This is a genomic window from Streptomyces sp. NPDC021622, assembly GCF_040640795.1.
Classification (GTDB): Bacteria; Actinomycetota; Actinomycetes; order Streptomycetales; family Streptomycetaceae; genus Streptomyces.
Map to the genome: position 1 here is coordinate 187,719 of NZ_JBFACK010000009.1, position 15,306 is coordinate 203,024.

Consider the following 15,306-nt stretch of genomic DNA (forward strand, 5'->3'; position numbering starts at 1 on the left):
GCCCCCGCTCGGCTAGCGTGACCGATCATGCGTACGCACATAAAGCGCTGGCTCAGGGTGACGGTCGGCGTCCTGGCCGGGGCCGTCACCGGGGTCGTCGAGCTGGCCTTCGCCCTGCTGGCGGGGGTGTGGCTCCTGAGCACGCTCGGGCGGCGCACCGGGCGCGCCGCCGAGGCCCGTGTCGTGGCCCTCGCGCGACGCATCGCCGAGCTGGAGCGGCGCCGGATGGCCGCCTTCTTCGGCACCGAGCTCGTCGCGCCGCCGAGCGGTCTGCCGGCCGTCAACTACGTGGCGACGCGGTGGGCGCTCGGACTGCTCGGCGGTGTCGTGCTCGCGTTCGCACTGCTCGGCGCGGGGTACGGCTCGCTGGCGGTGTGGGGCTGGTTCGTCGCCGACATCCGCGCTCCGGGCACCCTGCTCCTCTCCTCCATCGGCGGCCTCTTCCTGCTGTACCTCTGTGTGCAGGGGACATACGGCGTGGCGCTGGCGGACGAGCGGCACGCGCGGCGCTTCCTCGGCCCGAACGACGGGCAGTTGATGGAGCGCAGGATCGGCGAGCTGGTGGCGAGCCGCGCCGGTGTGGTCGAGGCGGTGCACGACGAGCGGCGGCGCATCGAACGCGATCTGCACGACGGCGTACAGCAGCGGATCGTCGCGCTCGGCATGCTGCTCGGCCGGGCCCGGCGCACCCAGGACCCCGACAAGTCGGCCGGGCTGCTCGCCCAGGCGCACGAGGAGAGCCGGCGCGCCCTGGTCGAACTGCGGGACGTCGCCTGGCGGGTCTACCCGGCGGCCCTCGACGAGGGCGGTCTCGCCGCCGCCCTGGAGACGGTGGCCGAGCGCGCCGCGATTCCCGTGCGGCTCGACTGCGCCCTGCGCCAGACGCCTCCGCCGACCGCGCAGGCCGTGGCGTACTTCGTCGCCGCCGAAGCCGTCACCAACGCGGTCAAGCACTCCGGGGCCGCTCTCGTCACCGTCCACGCCGAGCGGCGCGGCGGGCTGCTGCGGCTGCGCGTCGAGGACGACGGCCGGGGCGGCGCCGACCCCGCGGGCAGCGGACTGCTCGGCCTGGCCCGGCGCGTCGCCGCGCTCGACGGCACCCTCACCGTGGAGAGCCCCGCCGGGGGTCCCACGCTCATCACCGCGGAGCTCCCATGCGCGTAATGCTCGCCGACGACTCGACCCTGCTGCGGGAGGGCCTGGCCCGGCTCCTCGCGGACGAGGGCCATACGGTCACGGCCTCGGTCGGCGACGCGCGGGCGCTGCTCGCCGCGGTGGCCGATGATCCGCCGGACGCCGCCGTCATCGACGTACGCATGCCGCCCACCCACACCGACGAGGGGCTGCGAGCCGCCCTCGAGATCCGGAACGGCTGGCCGGGTACGAGCGTGCTCGTGCTGTCCCAGTACGTCGAACGCCGTTACGCCACCGAGCTGTTGACCACCGCCACCGAAGGCGTCGGCTATCTGCTGAAGGACCGGGTCGTCCAGGTCGACGAGTTCCTGGACGCCCTGGAGCGGGTCGGCTCGGGCCAGACCGCGTTCGACCCGGAAGTCGTACGGCAGTTGCTGGCCCTCAGCAGTCACACCGACCCGCTGCAGCGGCTGACCCCGCGCGAGCGCGAGGTGCTCGGCAAGATGGCGCAGGGCCACACGAACGCGGCGATCGCCGGTCAGTTGTACGTCTCGCAGAGTGCCGTCGAGAAGTACATCAACGCGATCTTCGACAAGCTGGAGCTGACGGGCACGACGGGGTACAGCCGCCGTGTCCTCGCCGTCCTGCGCTACCTCGGTTCCTGACGCCGGGGGCCCTCACTACAGGCCCACGTCCCTGCTGCGGAAGTCCTCAAGGGACTCGCGCCGCACCAGGAGCCGCGCGTGCCCGTCGGCCACCGCCACCACGGGCGGGCGGCCGACCAGGTTGTAGCCGGAGGCCATGGAGAGGTGGTAGGCGCCGGCCACCGGCACGCCGAGGAGGTCGCCCGGCCTGATGTCGCCGGGGAGTTCGACGTCGGACGCGAGCACGTCGCCGGCCTCGCAGTGCCGTCCCACGACGGTCACCGGCGCGGGTGCGACCAGGGAGTGCCTGCCGATCAGCCGCGGCACGTACCGCACGCCGTACAGCGCGGGCCGCGGGTTGTCGCTCATGCCGCCGTCCACGGCGACGAACGTGCGACCGCCGGTGCGCTTGACGGCGAGGACGCGGTAGAGGGCGACCCCGGCGGGGCCCGCGATGGCGCGCCCCGGTTCGATCAGCAGCCGGGGCACGGTGAGCCCGGCCGCCGCGCAGCTCTCGATCAGCTCGGCGCGCACCTTGCGGGCGAGGGTGGTGATGTCGAGGGCCGGTTCGCCGGGCCGGTAGGCGATGCCGTGGCCGCCGCCCAGGTCCAGTTCGGGGAGGGTGACGCCGTGCTGGTCCTTGACGCGGGCCATCAGACCGACGAGTCGGCGTACGGCCGCGAGGAACGGCTTGTCGGTGGTGATCTGCGAGCCCAAGTGGCAGTGCAGGCCGGTCAGTTCGAGGCCAGGCTGGCCGAGGATGCGGGCGATGGCGTGCTGTGCGGAGCCGTCGGTGATCGACAGGCCGAACTTCTGGTCGTCGGTCCCGGTGCGGATCTTGGCGTGGCCGCCGGCCGCGATGCCCGGCACCACCCGGACAAGCACCTTCTGCCGGCTGCCCGGCGGGATCGCCGCCGCGAGCCGGGCGATCTCCGACGCGCTGTCGATGACGATGCGCCCGACACCGAGCCGCAGCGCCGCCGCCAGGTCGTGCGGGCTCTTGGCGTTGCCGTGCAGCACGATCCGCTCGGCGGGGAAGCCCGTGGTGACGGCCAGTTCCAGCTCACCGGCCGAGCAGACGTCGAGGCCGAGCCCCTCCTCCGCCACCCAGTGCGCCATCGCGCGGCACAGGAACGCCTTGGCGGCGTAGTGCACTTCGGCTTCGGGGAAGGCGTGCAGATAGGTGCGGCAGCGGGTGCGTACGTCGGCCTCGTCGAGGAGATACGCCGGGGTGCCGAAGCGTTCGGCGATCTCGGTGAGGAGTACGCCGCCGACGGCGAGGTCGCCGTGGGCGAGGCGCGCGGTGGATGCGGGCCAGACGGACAGGGCGTCGTCGGCGGTGGCGTCCGGGGTGACCGGAGCGTGCAGCGTGGTCATGGCAGGTTCTCTCTTCGCCTCGTCCTCAGCCGATCCAGGGGGTCAGGGCGCCGACCACGGCGGCGGCCCCGGTGACCCGCAGCGCGCCGACGGCCTGCGGGTCCCAGTCACGCCAGACGGGCGTGCGCCGCCGGGGCGGGGCGACCGGGTGCGCGGCGAGCCGCGGGTCGACGGTGACGTGGGGGACGCCGAGCGGCTCGGTGAGCGCCCGCAGCGCAGGCTCGGAGAGCCTGATCCAGGCCTGCCGGGAGCCGAGGGCCGCGGTCAGCCGCCGCCGGGTGGTGAAGGCGACGGCGGTGCGGCCGCCGACGGGGGTGCGGAACAGGCGGGCCACACAGCCCGCGGGTCCCGGCCGGACAGGGACGAACAGCGGTCCGGCCGGGCCCGGTTCACAGGGCTCGGGGTCCTCGCCGCACTGCAGCTCTGCCATGGGTGCCTCCTTGAGGATCTTCAGCTTCCCGTTCGGTGAACGGTGACCCGCGGGCGCTGAACCCGCGGGCCTGCTCCGACGTTATGCCCGGCACGGGGTGCCATCTCCCCCTCCATGACGCGACGTTGACGGCGAGGGGGCCCGCTCTGACAGGACGCTGACGCGGCAGGTGCCGGAGGTCGGGGGCCCAGCGGGACGTCCCGGTCGCGGCCCCCCTCGTGGTCGCGGACCGGGACGCCCGCCCGGTGGAACGGCGGGCACGTGGTGCGTCACGACACGGGTCCGAGCCCCCGCTTCCGGACTGTGCGTACTGTCGGCGGTGACCGTCACTCGCCCTCCAACCTCACACCACGGGCTCCGTCACCCGTTCCCCCGTGGCGACGATTCTTCAGCCGTCTCGAACACGCTTTGCAGTCGTTGACGGCCCCCTGACGCGCCCGTCAGCTTCCTTGACGAGGGCTTGACGGGGACCGTGAGCGCCCTGTCAGAGGCCCGTAAATACGCGCCTGCACAGGCAGTTCGGGAGCGTCGCGGAGGCTACGTTTCCTGTTCGCACCCGGCCGCGCATGCCGCCCAGTCGTCGCGCGGCCGCGTCGCCGATCAGCCGGGTCGGCGCAGGGGCCCCTGCGCCGACCCGGCGTCATGACCACCCAGGCCTCCGCCGCGCGCCGCGGCCGGTCCCCCACCAGAAGGTCTCTGCCCCGATGCTTCACACCGCCCCGCCGCAGGCTCCGACTCCGCCCACGAAGCCGCCGTCCGGGGGTGGTTCGAGGAGCCGGCGGCGCATCCGGTCGGGGGCGCTCGTCGATCCCGTACAGATGATGAAGTCGTTCCCCGACGCGGTGCACAAGCTGCACCCGCGGGCGTTGGTCAAGAAGCCGGTGCTGTTCGTCGTCGGCTGCGGTTCGGTGCTCACCACGCTCTCCGCGCTGCTCGATCCGTCCGTGTTCGCCTGGGTGATCAGCGCCTGGCTGTGGCTGACGGTGATCTTCGCGAACCTCGCGGAGGCGGTCGCCGAGGGCCGCGGCAAGGCGCAGGCCCGCGCGCTGCGCAAGGCGCGTACGGACACGGTGGCGCTGCGGCTTCGCGACAACTGGCGGGTGGGCGTGGACCTTGAGCTCGCGAGGACCGAGGCGGTGGCCGCCACCGACCTGAAGCCCTTCGACTTCGTGCTGGTCGGGGCCGGTGAGCTGATCCCGGCCGACGGCGATGTCGTCGAGGGGGTCGCGGCCGTCGACGAGTCCGCCGTCACCGGCGAATCGGCGCCTGTCATCCGCGAGTCCGGCGGCGACCGCAGCGGCGTCACGGGCGGTACGACGGTGCTCTCCGACCGCCTGGTGGTGCGGGTGACCTCGCGCGCCGGCGATTCCTTCCTCGACAGGATGATCGCGCTCGTCGAGGGCGCATCGCGGCAGAAGACGCCGAACGAGATAGCGCTGAACATCCTGCTCTCCGCGCTCACCATCGTCTTCGTCCTGGTCGTCGTCGCCCTGCAGCCGATGGCCTCGTACGCGAACGCGGCGCAGTCCACGACCGTGCTCGTCGCCCTCCTCGTCACGCTCATCCCGACGACGATCGGGGCGCTGCTCTCGGCGATCGGCATCGCCGGCATGGACCGGCTCGTGCAGCGCAACGTCCTCGCCATGTCAGGACGCGCGGTCGAGGCGGCGGGCGACGTCAACACCCTGCTGCTCGACAAGACCGGCACCATCACCCTCGGCAACCGCGAGGCGGCGGCCTTCGTGCCGCTGCCCGGCATCGACGAACTGCGGCTCGCGGACGCGGCGCAGCTCGCCTCGCTCGCCGACGAGACACCCGAGGGCCGCTCCGTCGTCGTACTCGCCAAGAACAGGTACGGCCTGCGCGAGCCCGCCCAAGGAGAGCTCGCCAACGCCACGTTCGCGGAGTTCAGCGCACAGACCCGGATGAGCGGCGTCGATCTGCGCTGGGACAACGGCGCGGCCTGCGTCATCCGCAAGGGCGCCGCGGCCCAGGTGATCACCTGGGTGGAGCTGCGCGGGGGCCAAGTGCCGCCCGAGGCAAGGCTGTTCAGCGATTCGATCGCGGCGTCCGGCGGCACCCCGCTGCTCGTCGCGGTGCACGACTGGGACGGTCCGCGCGTCCTGGGTCTGATCCACCTCAAGGACGTCGTCAAGGACGGGATCAGGGAGCGGTTCGACGAGCTGCGCCGGATGGGCATCCGCACGATCATGATCACCGGTGACAATCCGCTGACCGCACGGGCGATCGCCGCCGAAGCGGGCGTCGACGACTATCTCGCGGAGGCCACGCCCGAGGAGAAGCTCGGGCTGATCAGGCGGGAGCAGGAGGGCGGGAAGCTGGTGGCGATGACCGGCGACGGCACCAACGACGCGCCCGCGCTCGCGCAGGCCGACGTGGGTGTGGCGATGAGCACCGGGACCTCGGCGGCCAAGGAGGCCGGGAACATGGTCGACCTGGACTCCAACCCCACCAAGCTGATCGAGATCGTCGAGATCGGCAAGCAACTCCTCATCACCCGGGGCGCGTTGACGACGTTCTCGATCACGAACGACGTCGCCAAGTACTTCGCGATCATCCCCGCCATGTTCACCGGCGCGTATCCCGGCCTGGAGGCGCTGAACATCATGGGCCTGCACAGCCCCACGTCGGCGATCACCTCGGCGATCATCTTCAACGCGCTCATCATCGTGTCGCTGATCCCGTTGGCGCTGCGCGGCGTGCGCTACCGGCCGGCGTCGGCGCACGATCTGCTGCGCCGCAACCTCGCCCTGTACGGCCTCGGGGGTCTGGTCCTGCCCTTCGTCGGCATCAAGCTGATCGACCTGGTGATCTCCACGGTGCCGGGGCTCGGCTGACCACAACGATGACCTCAAAAACCATGTGACGCGCGGCGCCCGATCGTCGAGACTCCACGCGTGGCCACCATGAGCGTCGACGGGGCCGAACGCGGCCCGTCGCCCCGATCCTCCCCGACCGCGCTTGCCGGCCGCGCGTTCGGCGCGATCCCGCCAACTGCCCTGGTGCTGCTCGGCATTGTCAGCGTTCAGGTGGGCGTGACCGCTTGCGGTGGCCCTTGCCGGGTCGAGGCGCTGGCTCGATGCGTTCTGGGCGGTGCTCGCGGCAGGCGGTGTGGTTCTGCTGATGGAGGGCAGCGGCGGCGAACTCGACGTCGTGGGGCTGCTGTTCGCCCTCGCCGCGGGAGTGTGCTGGGGCCTGTACATCCTGGTCGGCGCGGCGCTCGGCCGCCACACCACACAAGGCAATGGTCTGGCCCTTGGCATGGCCATCGCGGCGCTGGTGGCGGTGCCCTTCGGCGTGGCCGAGAGCGGAGCGGCGCTGATGCAGTCGTGGGTCCTGGTCGCGGGGCTCGGCGTGGCGCTGCTGTCGTCGGTGATCCCGTACTCGCTGGACCTGGAAGCGCTGCGCAGGATTCCACCGCGTGTGTTCGGCATCCTGATGAGCCTGGAACCGGCGATGGCGGCCCTCATCGGCCTCGTCGTACTCCAGGAGTCGCTGCTCTGGTCGCAGTGGATCACGGTGCTGTGCGTGGTGGCCGCATCGGCGGGCGCCGCACGTGGCACCCGCCCGGACATGTGATCGAGGAAACGGGGATATGCCAATGATGTTGGGTGGGACGGGCGTTGACGGTCTCGGCGAGGTTGTGGGCGTGCTGCGGGAGTGGCAGTACGAGGGGGCGCCGATGCAGCTGCATCCGGGGGACCTCGGATGGTTCTGGCGGTTCGGTGCGCAGGCTACGGCCGCGGCGGTCCGGACGTGGAGCCGGGGCGGACGGATCCTCGCCGTCGGTCTCCTCGACGAGCCCGAGCTGTTGCGGCTTGCGATCGCGCCGGACGCGCTGCGCGACGAGGAGCTGGCGCGGCGGCTGGTCGAGGACGTGACCGGGCCGGAGCGCGGCGTGCTGGGAGAGGGGAAGGCGGCAGTCGACGCGCCGGCGGGCGCGCTGGTCAACGATCTGCTGTCCGAGGACGGCTGGGGCACCGACGAGCCGTGGACGCCGCTGCGCCGCGACCTCACGGAGCCGGTGAGCGACCCCGGCGTGCGGATCGAGGTGATCGGGCCGGAGCAGGCACATGTGAGGGCCGCCGTGCAGCGGGCGGCGTTCGGCGGGTCGACGTTCACGGAGGAACGCTGGCGGGCGATGGCGGCCGGATCGCCGTACACCGATGCCCGGTGTCTGGTCGCGTACGACGAGCGGGACGCCGCAGTGGCGACGGTGACGGTCTGGTCGGCCGGTCCGGGCAGGCCCGGGTTGCTCGAGCCGATGGGCGTGCACGCGGAACATCGCGGTCACGGTCACGGCAAGGCGATCACCGTCGCCGCGGCGGCCGCGCTCCAGGAGCTGGGCTCGTCGAGCGCGATCGTCGCCACCCCGAGCCACAACTCCGGCGCCGTCGCCACCTATGAGTCGGCCGGTTTCCAGCAACTCCCGGTGTTCCGGGATCGGTTCCGGGGCGCCTAGCCACGACGGGACCTGTGCGTACACTCCCGGAATGGCATGCCGCATCAGTGAACTGATCCTCGACTGCGCCGACCCCGAGCGGCTCGCCGCGTTCTGGAGCGAGGTCCTCGGCTACGTGGAACTCGGCCGGGAGGGCGACGGAAGCATCGAGATCGGGCCGCCCGGTGTCGGCTCCGGCGGCCCGCAGCCCACCCTCGTCCTCAGCCCCAGCAGCGACCCGCGGGCCGGCAAGCTCCCCCTGCACATCGACGTCAACGCCACCGACCGCGATCAGGACGCCGAGCTGGAGCGGCTGCTCGCGCTCGGCGCAAGGCCCGCAGACGTCGGCCAGACCGGCACCGAGAGCTGGCATGTCCTCGCCGACCCGGAAGGCAATGAATTCTGCCTCCTGCGCCGCCGGATCAAGCCCGTCTGACCGCACGCCTTTCCGGCTCAGGACAGCACGCGGTAGGTCACATGGGTGACCAGGCTCGCTGCCCGCGACGTCACCTGTTCGAGTTTCAGCGGTGGGACGCCCTCGAAGAGCCGTGTGCCGGCGCCGAGCGTGAGCGGCACGATATGCAGCCGCAGCTCGTCGATCAGGCCGGCGGCGAGGTACTGGTTGATGGTGGTCGCGCCGCCCTGGACCGCGATTTCGCCGTCGCCGGGCACCGCCTGTGCCTGTGCAAGGGCCGACTCGATTCCGTCGGTGACGAAGTGGTACGTGGTGCCGCCGTCCATCGGCTGCGGCTCGCGCGCGTGGTGGGTGAGGACGAAGACCGGGGCGTGGAACGGCGGATCGTCGCCCCACCAGCCGTTCCACTCCCGGTCCCACGCGCCGCGCACGGGGCCGAACATGTTGCGCCCCATGATGAATGCCTTGGCCGCGCCAAGCCGGGCGACCTCGGCCCGGTTCTCCTCCGGTGTCTCGAACATCCAGGCGTGCAGCTTGTTGCCCCAGCCGTCGCCGCCGTCGGCGCCGAACGGGCGTTCCTCGGTCTGGTCGAGCCCCGCCGAGTACCCGTCGGCGGAGATCGTGAGGTCGCAGATCACCCTGCCCCTGCGTTCGGTCATCGCTCTCTCTCCTCCTCGGAGCGGCCTCCGTCACCGTCGTGGTGAGCTTTCCGTCAAGCATCCGCGAAGAGGAACGCGAGCGCCCGTCAGAGCCTCATCAAGGACCATGCCGTTCTCTTGAGGTGCGGGCAGCCCGCCGGTTGGATGAGGGATGTGAACAGCTTCTCGCGCCGTGACGACCGGCCGCCTCATACGGCGGTGCCGGTTCCGCGCGCTGTTCACCCTACGGTGCGCTGACACCGCACCTCTCCCAACGGCCGTACGCGGCCTGCGCGTTGCCCGCGCCTCCGCACACGCGCAGCCCCCTACAGGGGGCCGCGCCTGGCGTGCGCGCCCACTCACGCATCCTCACGAACCCCAGGAACAAGACCATGTCTTCTGCACCCCTGTCCGGACGGACCGTTCTGGTCACCGGAGCCACCTCCGGGATCGGCTACGAGACCGCTCGGCTCCTCGCCGAACGCGGCGCCACCGTGCTGGTGCACGGCCGCACCGCCGATGACGCGCAGGCGGCGGCCGACCGCCTCGTCGCCACCGCCGGCATCGACGCCGACCGGCTCCGCGCGTTCGGCGCCGACTTCACCCGCCTCGACGAGGTCGAGCGCCTGGCGCACCGTGTGGTGGCCGAACACCCGCGGCTGGACGTGCTGGTGAACAACGCGGGCATGGCAGCCCCGGAGCGGCACACCATCACCCCGGACGGCAACGAGATCGCCTTCCAGGTGAACTTCCTCGCGCACTACCTGCTCACCGGCCTCCTCGAACCCGCGCTCACGACCGACGCCGATGGCCGCGTCGGCCGCATCGTCAACGTATCGTCCTCGCTGCACCGCACCGCGTCCATCCAGTGGAACGACCCGAACCGCGCCCGCCGTTACTCGCGGCTCGCCGCGTACGCCCAGTCGCAGCTTGCGCTCACGGTCTTCGCTTCGGACCCGCGCGTCACGGCGGTCTCGGTGCACCCCGGCGTGTGCGAGACAGCGCTGATGCCGTTGTACGCCAACGAGGGCGTGTCCCCGGCGCAGGGCGCGGCGCACGTGGTGCGGCTGTGCGACCCGGCGACGGAGATCGTCAACGGCGCGTACTACGACCGTGACGAGCGCGTCGAGCCGGCCGCGGCCGCCACGGAGGACCGCACCGTCAAGCGCCTCAACAAGCTCGCGGACCTGCTTGTCGGCCACGCCGCCACCGCTTGAAAGACACCGGCTGAGAAGACACCGACTGCAGGGCTCCAGCACGAGTACGTCCACCACGTCACCGGCAGCCCTGCCGTCAGGCGGTCGTCAACGTGGCCGGGTGCGGCGTCAGTGGCGCGTCAAGGGTCGGGCGCGGCGGAGCACCTGGCCATGTGACGCCCCTAGCGTCGCCTCATGGCCCGACGCATGACGCGCCCCGCACGGCGCACCCCCGGTGGCCCCGAGGCTCCCGGCCCCACGGAGCACGCCCCGTGCACGCACGCCCCGTGCACGCACGCCCCGTGGACGCACGACCGCACCTGGGCCGGTGACGCCCGGTCCGCCGCGGGCTGCGCCGCGCTGCTCTTCGGGCTGCTGCTGGTGCTCGACGCGGCGACCGGCCGGCTCGACGTCCGGGGCGCGCTCCTGTGGCTCGGCCTGGCCGCGCTGCTCTTCGCCGTCCTGACACCGCCGCGCGTCAGGGCCCGCCCGGAGGCCCTGGTCTCCCGCGGCCTGCTCCGGCGGCGGTCCGTACGGCTCGACGGCCTCGTCGCCGTGCGCCGCGACGACGGCATCGCGCCGCGCCTCGTCCTGCGGGACGCCTCCGGCGGACAGGTCGTGCTCGACCCCGGCGTACTGATCGCCAATCCGCCGCTGTGGCGTCTCGTGGCGGACGGCGCCCGGACGTCCGCCGAGCGCGGATCGCTGCTGTGCGGGGCGACGGCACTGCGCCGGATCGCGGAGCGCGTCGAACATGACAGAGCCGAAGCAGTCTTCCGGGCGTCCGGGCTCGAGTAGCCGAGGGGCGCGGGGGCCGCCGAGGGACGCGTATGCGCCGGTCAGAGGCGCCCTCCGCCGTAGCCGTCCGCTCGTTTGAGATCAAGAGAGTTCGGAAGAGGTCAAGGTCACAGCCCTACCCGGCACCGAGTGCCAGGGATTCCGCCCTAGCATCATGCCCATGACGGTCCTGCCTGACGACGGGCTTTCGCTGGCCGCCGAGTTCCCTGATGCGACCCATGAGCAGTGGCAGCGCCTGGTGGAAGGCGTACTGCGCAAATCGGGTAAGGACGTATCGGGACCGGCCGCCGAGGAAGCGCTGTCCACCGCGCTCGAGGACGGGCTCAGCACCCGCCCCTTGTACACCGCCCGAGAAGCCGCGCCCGACGCCGGCTACCCGGGTTTCGCCCCCTTTGTCCGGGGCGGCGGCGCCGCGGGCACTGCCGCGTCCGGCTGGGACGTACGCCAGCGACACGCGACCACGGACCCGGCGCGCACCAACGAGACGGCGCTCGCGGACCTGGAGAACGGCGTCACGTCACTCTGGCTCGGCGTAGGTGCGGGCGCGCTTCCGGTGTCCGGACTCGCCCGGGCGCTCGACGGCGTCTTTCTCGACCTGGCCCCCGTCGCCCTGGACGCGGGCGCCGAATTCGAGCCCGCCGCACGTGAGTTGTTCCGTCTGTACGAGGTGCGCGGCGTCGCCGAGGACACGGCGCACGGCACCCTGGGCGCGGACCCGCTCGGGCACGAGGCGCGCACCGGTGAGCGGCTCGACGCCGCGGCCGCCGTCGAACTGGCCCGCGTCTGCGGGCAGCGGTACCCGAACCTGCGGGCGCTGACCGTGGACGCCCTGCCGTACCACGAGGCGGGCGGCTCGGCCGCGCAGGAGCTCGGCGCATCCCTGGCCACGGGCGTGGCCTACCTGCGCGAGCTGGCCGACGCCGGGCTCTCGGTCGAAGCGGCCTGCGCCCAGCTGGAGTTCCGGTACGCGGCCACCGCCGACCAGTTCCTGACCATCGCCAAGCTGCGTGCCGCGCGGCGCTTGTGGGCGCGCGTGGCCGAGGTCTGCGGTGCTCCGCAGGCCGGCGCCCAGCGGCAGCACGCCGTGACGTCGCCGGTGATGATGTCGCGCCGTGATCCTTGGGTGAACATGCTGCGGACGACGGTGGCGTGCCTCGGCGCGGGTGTCGGCGGCGCCGACGCCGTGACCGTCCTGCCGTTCGACCACTCGCTGGGCCTGCCGGACGCCTTCGCGCGCCGTATCGCCCGCAACACGTCGACGATCCTCCTGGAGGAGTCGCATCTGGCGCGGGTGATCGACCCGGCGGGCGGCTCCTGGTACGTGGAGCGACTCACGGACGAACTCGCCCACGCCGCCTGGGAGTTCTTCCAGGAGATCGAGGGCGCGGGCGGTCAGGCCGCGGCCCTGCGCTCCGGCCTGGTCGGCGAGCGTCTCGCCGCGACCTGGGCCAAGCGCAGCAAGAAGCTCGCCACACGGCGTGAACCGATCACCGGTGTCAGCGAGTTCCCGAATCTGACGGAGCGTCCGGTCGAGCGCGAGGCTTCCCCCGCAGAGCCGTCGGGCGGCCTGCCGCGCGTGCGCCGCGACGAGGCGTACGAAGCCCTGCGTGCCCGTTCGGACGCGCACCTCGCGGCGACCGGGGCCCGCCCCCGCGTGTTCCTCGCCGCGCTCGGCCCCGCCGCCGCGCACACCGCGCGGGCCTCGTTCGCCGCCAACCTCTTCCAGGCGGGCGGCATCGAAGCCGTGCACGACCCGGTGTCGGTGGACGCGACGACGGCCGCCGAGGCGTTCAAGGCCAGCGGCGCGACGGTGGCGTGCCTCTGTTCCAGCGACGCGCTCTACGAAGAGCAGGCCGAAGCGGTCGCCGACGCGATCAAGTCGGCAGGCGCGCAAAGGGTGTTCCTTGCCGGACGCCCCGCCGAGCACAAAGCCGTCGACGCATACGTCTTCGCGGGCTGTGACGCCGTGTCCGTGCTCTCCTCCACCCTCGACCACATGGGAGTGGCGTAATGCGGATCCCCGACTTCTCCGGTGTCGACCTGACATCGGACGCTCCCTCCGACGTCTCCAAGGACCAGTGGCGCAGCGCCGTCAAGGAGTCCTCGGGCAAGGCCGACGACGACCTCCTGTGGGAAACCCCGGAAGGCATCGCGGTCAAGCCGCTGTACACGGGCGCCGACCTGGAGGGCCTCGACTTCCTCCAGACGTATCCGGGTGTGGCGCCGTATCTGCGCGGCCCCTACCCCACGATGTACGTCAATCAGCCCTGGACGATCCGGCAGTACGCGGGATTCTCCACGGCCGAGGAGTCCAACGCCTTCTACCGCCGCAACCTCGCGGCAGGACAGAAGGGCCTTTCGGTCGCCTTCGACCTGCCGACGCACCGCGGCTATGACAGCGACCACCCGCGCGTGACCGGCGACGTCGGCATGGCGGGCGTCGCGATCGACTCGATCTACGACATGCGTCAGCTCTTCGACGGCATCCCGCTGGACAAGATGACGGTGTCGATGACGATGAACGGCGCGGTGCTTCCCGTACTCGCCCTCTACATCGTGGCCGCCGAGGAACAGGGCGTACCGCCCGAGAAGCTGGCCGGGACCATCCAGAACGACATCCTCAAAGAGTTCATGGTCCGCAACACCTACATCTATCCGCCCAAGCCCTCGATGCGGATCATCTCCGACATCTTCGCGTACACCTCGCAGAAGATGCCGCGCTACAACTCCATCTCGATCTCCGGCTATCACATCCAAGAGGCGGGTGCGACGGCCGACTTGGAGCTTGCGTACACCCTCGCGGACGGCGTGGAGTACCTGCGGGCGGGACAGGAAGCGGGCCTGGACGTCGACGCGTTCGCGCCGCGGCTCTCCTTCTTCTGGGCGATCGGCATGAACTTCTTCATGGAGGTCGCCAAGCTCCGCGCGGCGCGCCTCCTCTGGGCAAAGCTGGTCAAGCAGTTCGACCCGAAGAACGCCAAGTCGCTCTCCCTGCGCACCCATTCGCAGACCTCCGGCTGGTCGCTGACCGCGCAGGACGTGTTCAACAACGTCACGCGTACGTGCGTCGAGGCGATGGCGGCGACCCAGGGCCACACCCAGTCGCTGCACACGAACGCCCTGGACGAGGCGCTCGCCCTGCCGACCGACTTCTCCGCGCGCATCGCCCGCAACACCCAGCTGCTCATCCAGCAGGAGTCGGGCACAACGCGGACCATCGACCCGTGGGGCGGCAGCGCCTACGTGGAGAAGCTGACGCACGACCTGGCGCGCCGCGCCTGGCAGCACATCGAGGAGGTCGAGGCGGCCGGCGGCATGGCCAAGGCCATCGACGCGGGCATCCCGAAGCTGCGCGTCGAGGAGGCCGCGGCCCGCACCCAGGCGCGGATCGACTCCGGACGCCAGCCCGTCATCGGCGTCAACAAGTACCGCGTGGAGACGGACGAGCAGATCGACGTCCTGAAGGTCGACAACTCGTCCGTACGCAGCCAGCAGATCGCCAAGTTGAAGCGGCTGCGCGAGGAGCGCGACGAGGCGGCCTGCCAGGACGCGCTGCGGGCGCTGACGGCGGCGGCCGAGCGGGCCCCCGGACCGGGCCTTGAGGGCAACCTCCTCGCACTGGCGGTCGACGCGGCCCGCGCCAAGGCGACCGTCGGCGAGATCTCGGACGCCCTGGAGGCCACGTATGGCCGCCACGCGGGGCAGATCCGTACGATCTCCGGTGTGTACCGCACCGAAGCAGGCTCGTCCCCGTCCGTGGAGCGCACCCGTACGCTCGTCGAGTCCTTCGAAGAGGCCGAGGGGCGCAGGCCGCGCATCCTGGTCGCCAAGATGGGCCAGGACGGGCACGACCGCGGCCAGAAGGTCATCGCCACCGCCTTCGCCGACCTCGGCTTCGACGTGGATGTCGGCCCGCTCTTCCAGACCCCGGCCGAGGTCGCACGCCAGGCCGTGGAGGCGGACGTGCACATCGTCGGCGTCTCCTCGCTGGCCGCGGGGCACCTGACCCTCGTACCGGCGCTGCGCACCGAGCTCGCCGCCGAGGGCCGCGAGGACATCATGATCGTCGTGGGCGGCGTGATCCCGCCGCAGGATGTGCCGACGCTCCTCGAGATGGGCGCGGCGGCCGTCTTCCCGCCCGGCACGGTGATCCCGGATGCGGCGTACGACCTGGTGAAGCGACTTGCGGCCGATCTCGGCCACGAGCTGTGA

13 protein-coding genes are annotated in these 15,306 nt (G+C 71.9%); 10 read left to right on the forward strand and 3 right to left on the reverse strand.

Annotation, left to right across the window (positions count from 1 at the left end; genetic code table 11):
* Positions 1-27 precede the first annotated feature (27 nt).
* Positions 28-1,164: a histidine kinase gene (locus AB0G47_RS19760; protein ID WP_360771314.1), complete on the forward strand. Its 1,137-nt coding sequence runs from the start codon at positions 28-30 to the stop codon at positions 1,162-1,164.
* Positions 1,164-1,799 carry a response regulator transcription factor gene (locus AB0G47_RS19765; RefSeq protein WP_360771687.1) on the forward strand — a complete coding sequence of 212 codons (636 nt, stop codon included), beginning with the start codon at positions 1,164-1,166 and terminating at the stop codon, positions 1,797-1,799. Before AB0G47_RS19760 ends, AB0G47_RS19765 begins: the two co-directional genes overlap by 1 nt.
* Positions 1,800-1,814: 15 nt before the next feature.
* On the opposite strand, the gene lysA is transcribed toward AB0G47_RS19765, so the two are convergent.
* Together lysA and AB0G47_RS19775 are read right to left on the reverse strand one after the other, a co-directional pair.
* Complete coding sequence (gene lysA / locus AB0G47_RS19770; protein WP_360771317.1) at positions 1,815-3,155, reverse strand: diaminopimelate decarboxylase; 1,341 nt, start codon at positions 3,153-3,155, stop codon at positions 1,815-1,817.
* Positions 3,156-3,180: 25 nt separating this feature from the next.
* On the reverse strand, positions 3,181-3,585 hold the full coding sequence (locus tag AB0G47_RS19775; RefSeq protein WP_266869302.1) for an SAV_915 family protein: 405 nt from the start codon (positions 3,583-3,585) through the stop codon (positions 3,181-3,183).
* A 704-nt stretch (positions 3,586-4,289) separates the two neighbouring features.
* Between AB0G47_RS19775 and kdpB the strand changes: the two genes are divergently transcribed.
* From kdpB to AB0G47_RS19795, 4 genes are all read left to right on the forward strand, one after another.
* Positions 4,290-6,443 carry a potassium-transporting ATPase subunit KdpB gene (gene kdpB / locus AB0G47_RS19780; protein ID WP_360771321.1) on the forward strand — a complete coding sequence of 718 codons (2,154 nt, stop codon included), beginning with the start codon at positions 4,290-4,292 and terminating at the stop codon, positions 6,441-6,443.
* A gap of 211 nt (positions 6,444-6,654) precedes the next feature.
* Entirely contained in the window at positions 6,655-7,185 is a 531-nt protein-coding gene (locus AB0G47_RS19785) for an EamA family transporter (protein WP_360771323.1), read from the forward strand.
* Positions 7,186-7,201: 16 nt separating this feature from the next.
* Positions 7,202-8,068 (forward strand): GNAT family N-acetyltransferase, encoded by an 867-nt coding sequence (locus tag AB0G47_RS19790; RefSeq protein ID WP_360771326.1) that lies wholly within the window; start codon positions 7,202-7,204, stop codon positions 8,066-8,068.
* A 31-nt stretch (positions 8,069-8,099) separates the two neighbouring features.
* Positions 8,100-8,483 carry a VOC family protein gene (locus AB0G47_RS19795; protein WP_360771329.1) on the forward strand — a complete coding sequence of 128 codons (384 nt, stop codon included), beginning with the start codon at positions 8,100-8,102 and terminating at the stop codon, positions 8,481-8,483.
* Positions 8,484-8,500: 17 nt separating this feature from the next.
* On the opposite strand, the gene AB0G47_RS19800 is transcribed toward AB0G47_RS19795, so the two are convergent.
* Positions 8,501-9,121 carry a dihydrofolate reductase family protein gene (locus AB0G47_RS19800; RefSeq protein ID WP_360771332.1) on the reverse strand — a complete coding sequence of 207 codons (621 nt, stop codon included), beginning with the start codon at positions 9,119-9,121 and terminating at the stop codon, positions 8,501-8,503.
* Positions 9,122-9,492: 371 nt separating this feature from the next.
* On the opposite strand from AB0G47_RS19800, the gene AB0G47_RS19805 reads away from it, so the two are divergent.
* The 4 genes from AB0G47_RS19805 to scpA all read left to right on the forward strand — a co-directional run bounded on the left by AB0G47_RS19805 (position 9,493) and on the right by scpA (position 15,306).
* Positions 9,493-10,317 (forward strand): SDR family NAD(P)-dependent oxidoreductase, encoded by an 825-nt coding sequence (locus AB0G47_RS19805; RefSeq protein WP_360771335.1) that lies wholly within the window; start codon positions 9,493-9,495, stop codon positions 10,315-10,317.
* Between the two features lie 174 nt (positions 10,318-10,491).
* Positions 10,492-11,094: a hypothetical protein gene (locus AB0G47_RS19810; protein ID WP_360771338.1), complete on the forward strand. Its 603-nt coding sequence runs from the start codon at positions 10,492-10,494 to the stop codon at positions 11,092-11,094.
* A 160-nt stretch (positions 11,095-11,254) separates the two neighbouring features.
* On the forward strand, positions 11,255-13,105 hold the full coding sequence (gene mutA / locus AB0G47_RS19815) for a methylmalonyl-CoA mutase small subunit (protein ID WP_360771341.1): 1,851 nt from the start codon (positions 11,255-11,257) through the stop codon (positions 13,103-13,105).
* Positions 13,105-15,306, forward strand: a complete 2,202-nt coding sequence (gene scpA, locus AB0G47_RS19820) for a methylmalonyl-CoA mutase (protein ID WP_360771344.1) — start codon at positions 13,105-13,107, stop codon at positions 15,304-15,306. Before mutA ends, scpA begins: the two co-directional genes overlap by 1 nt.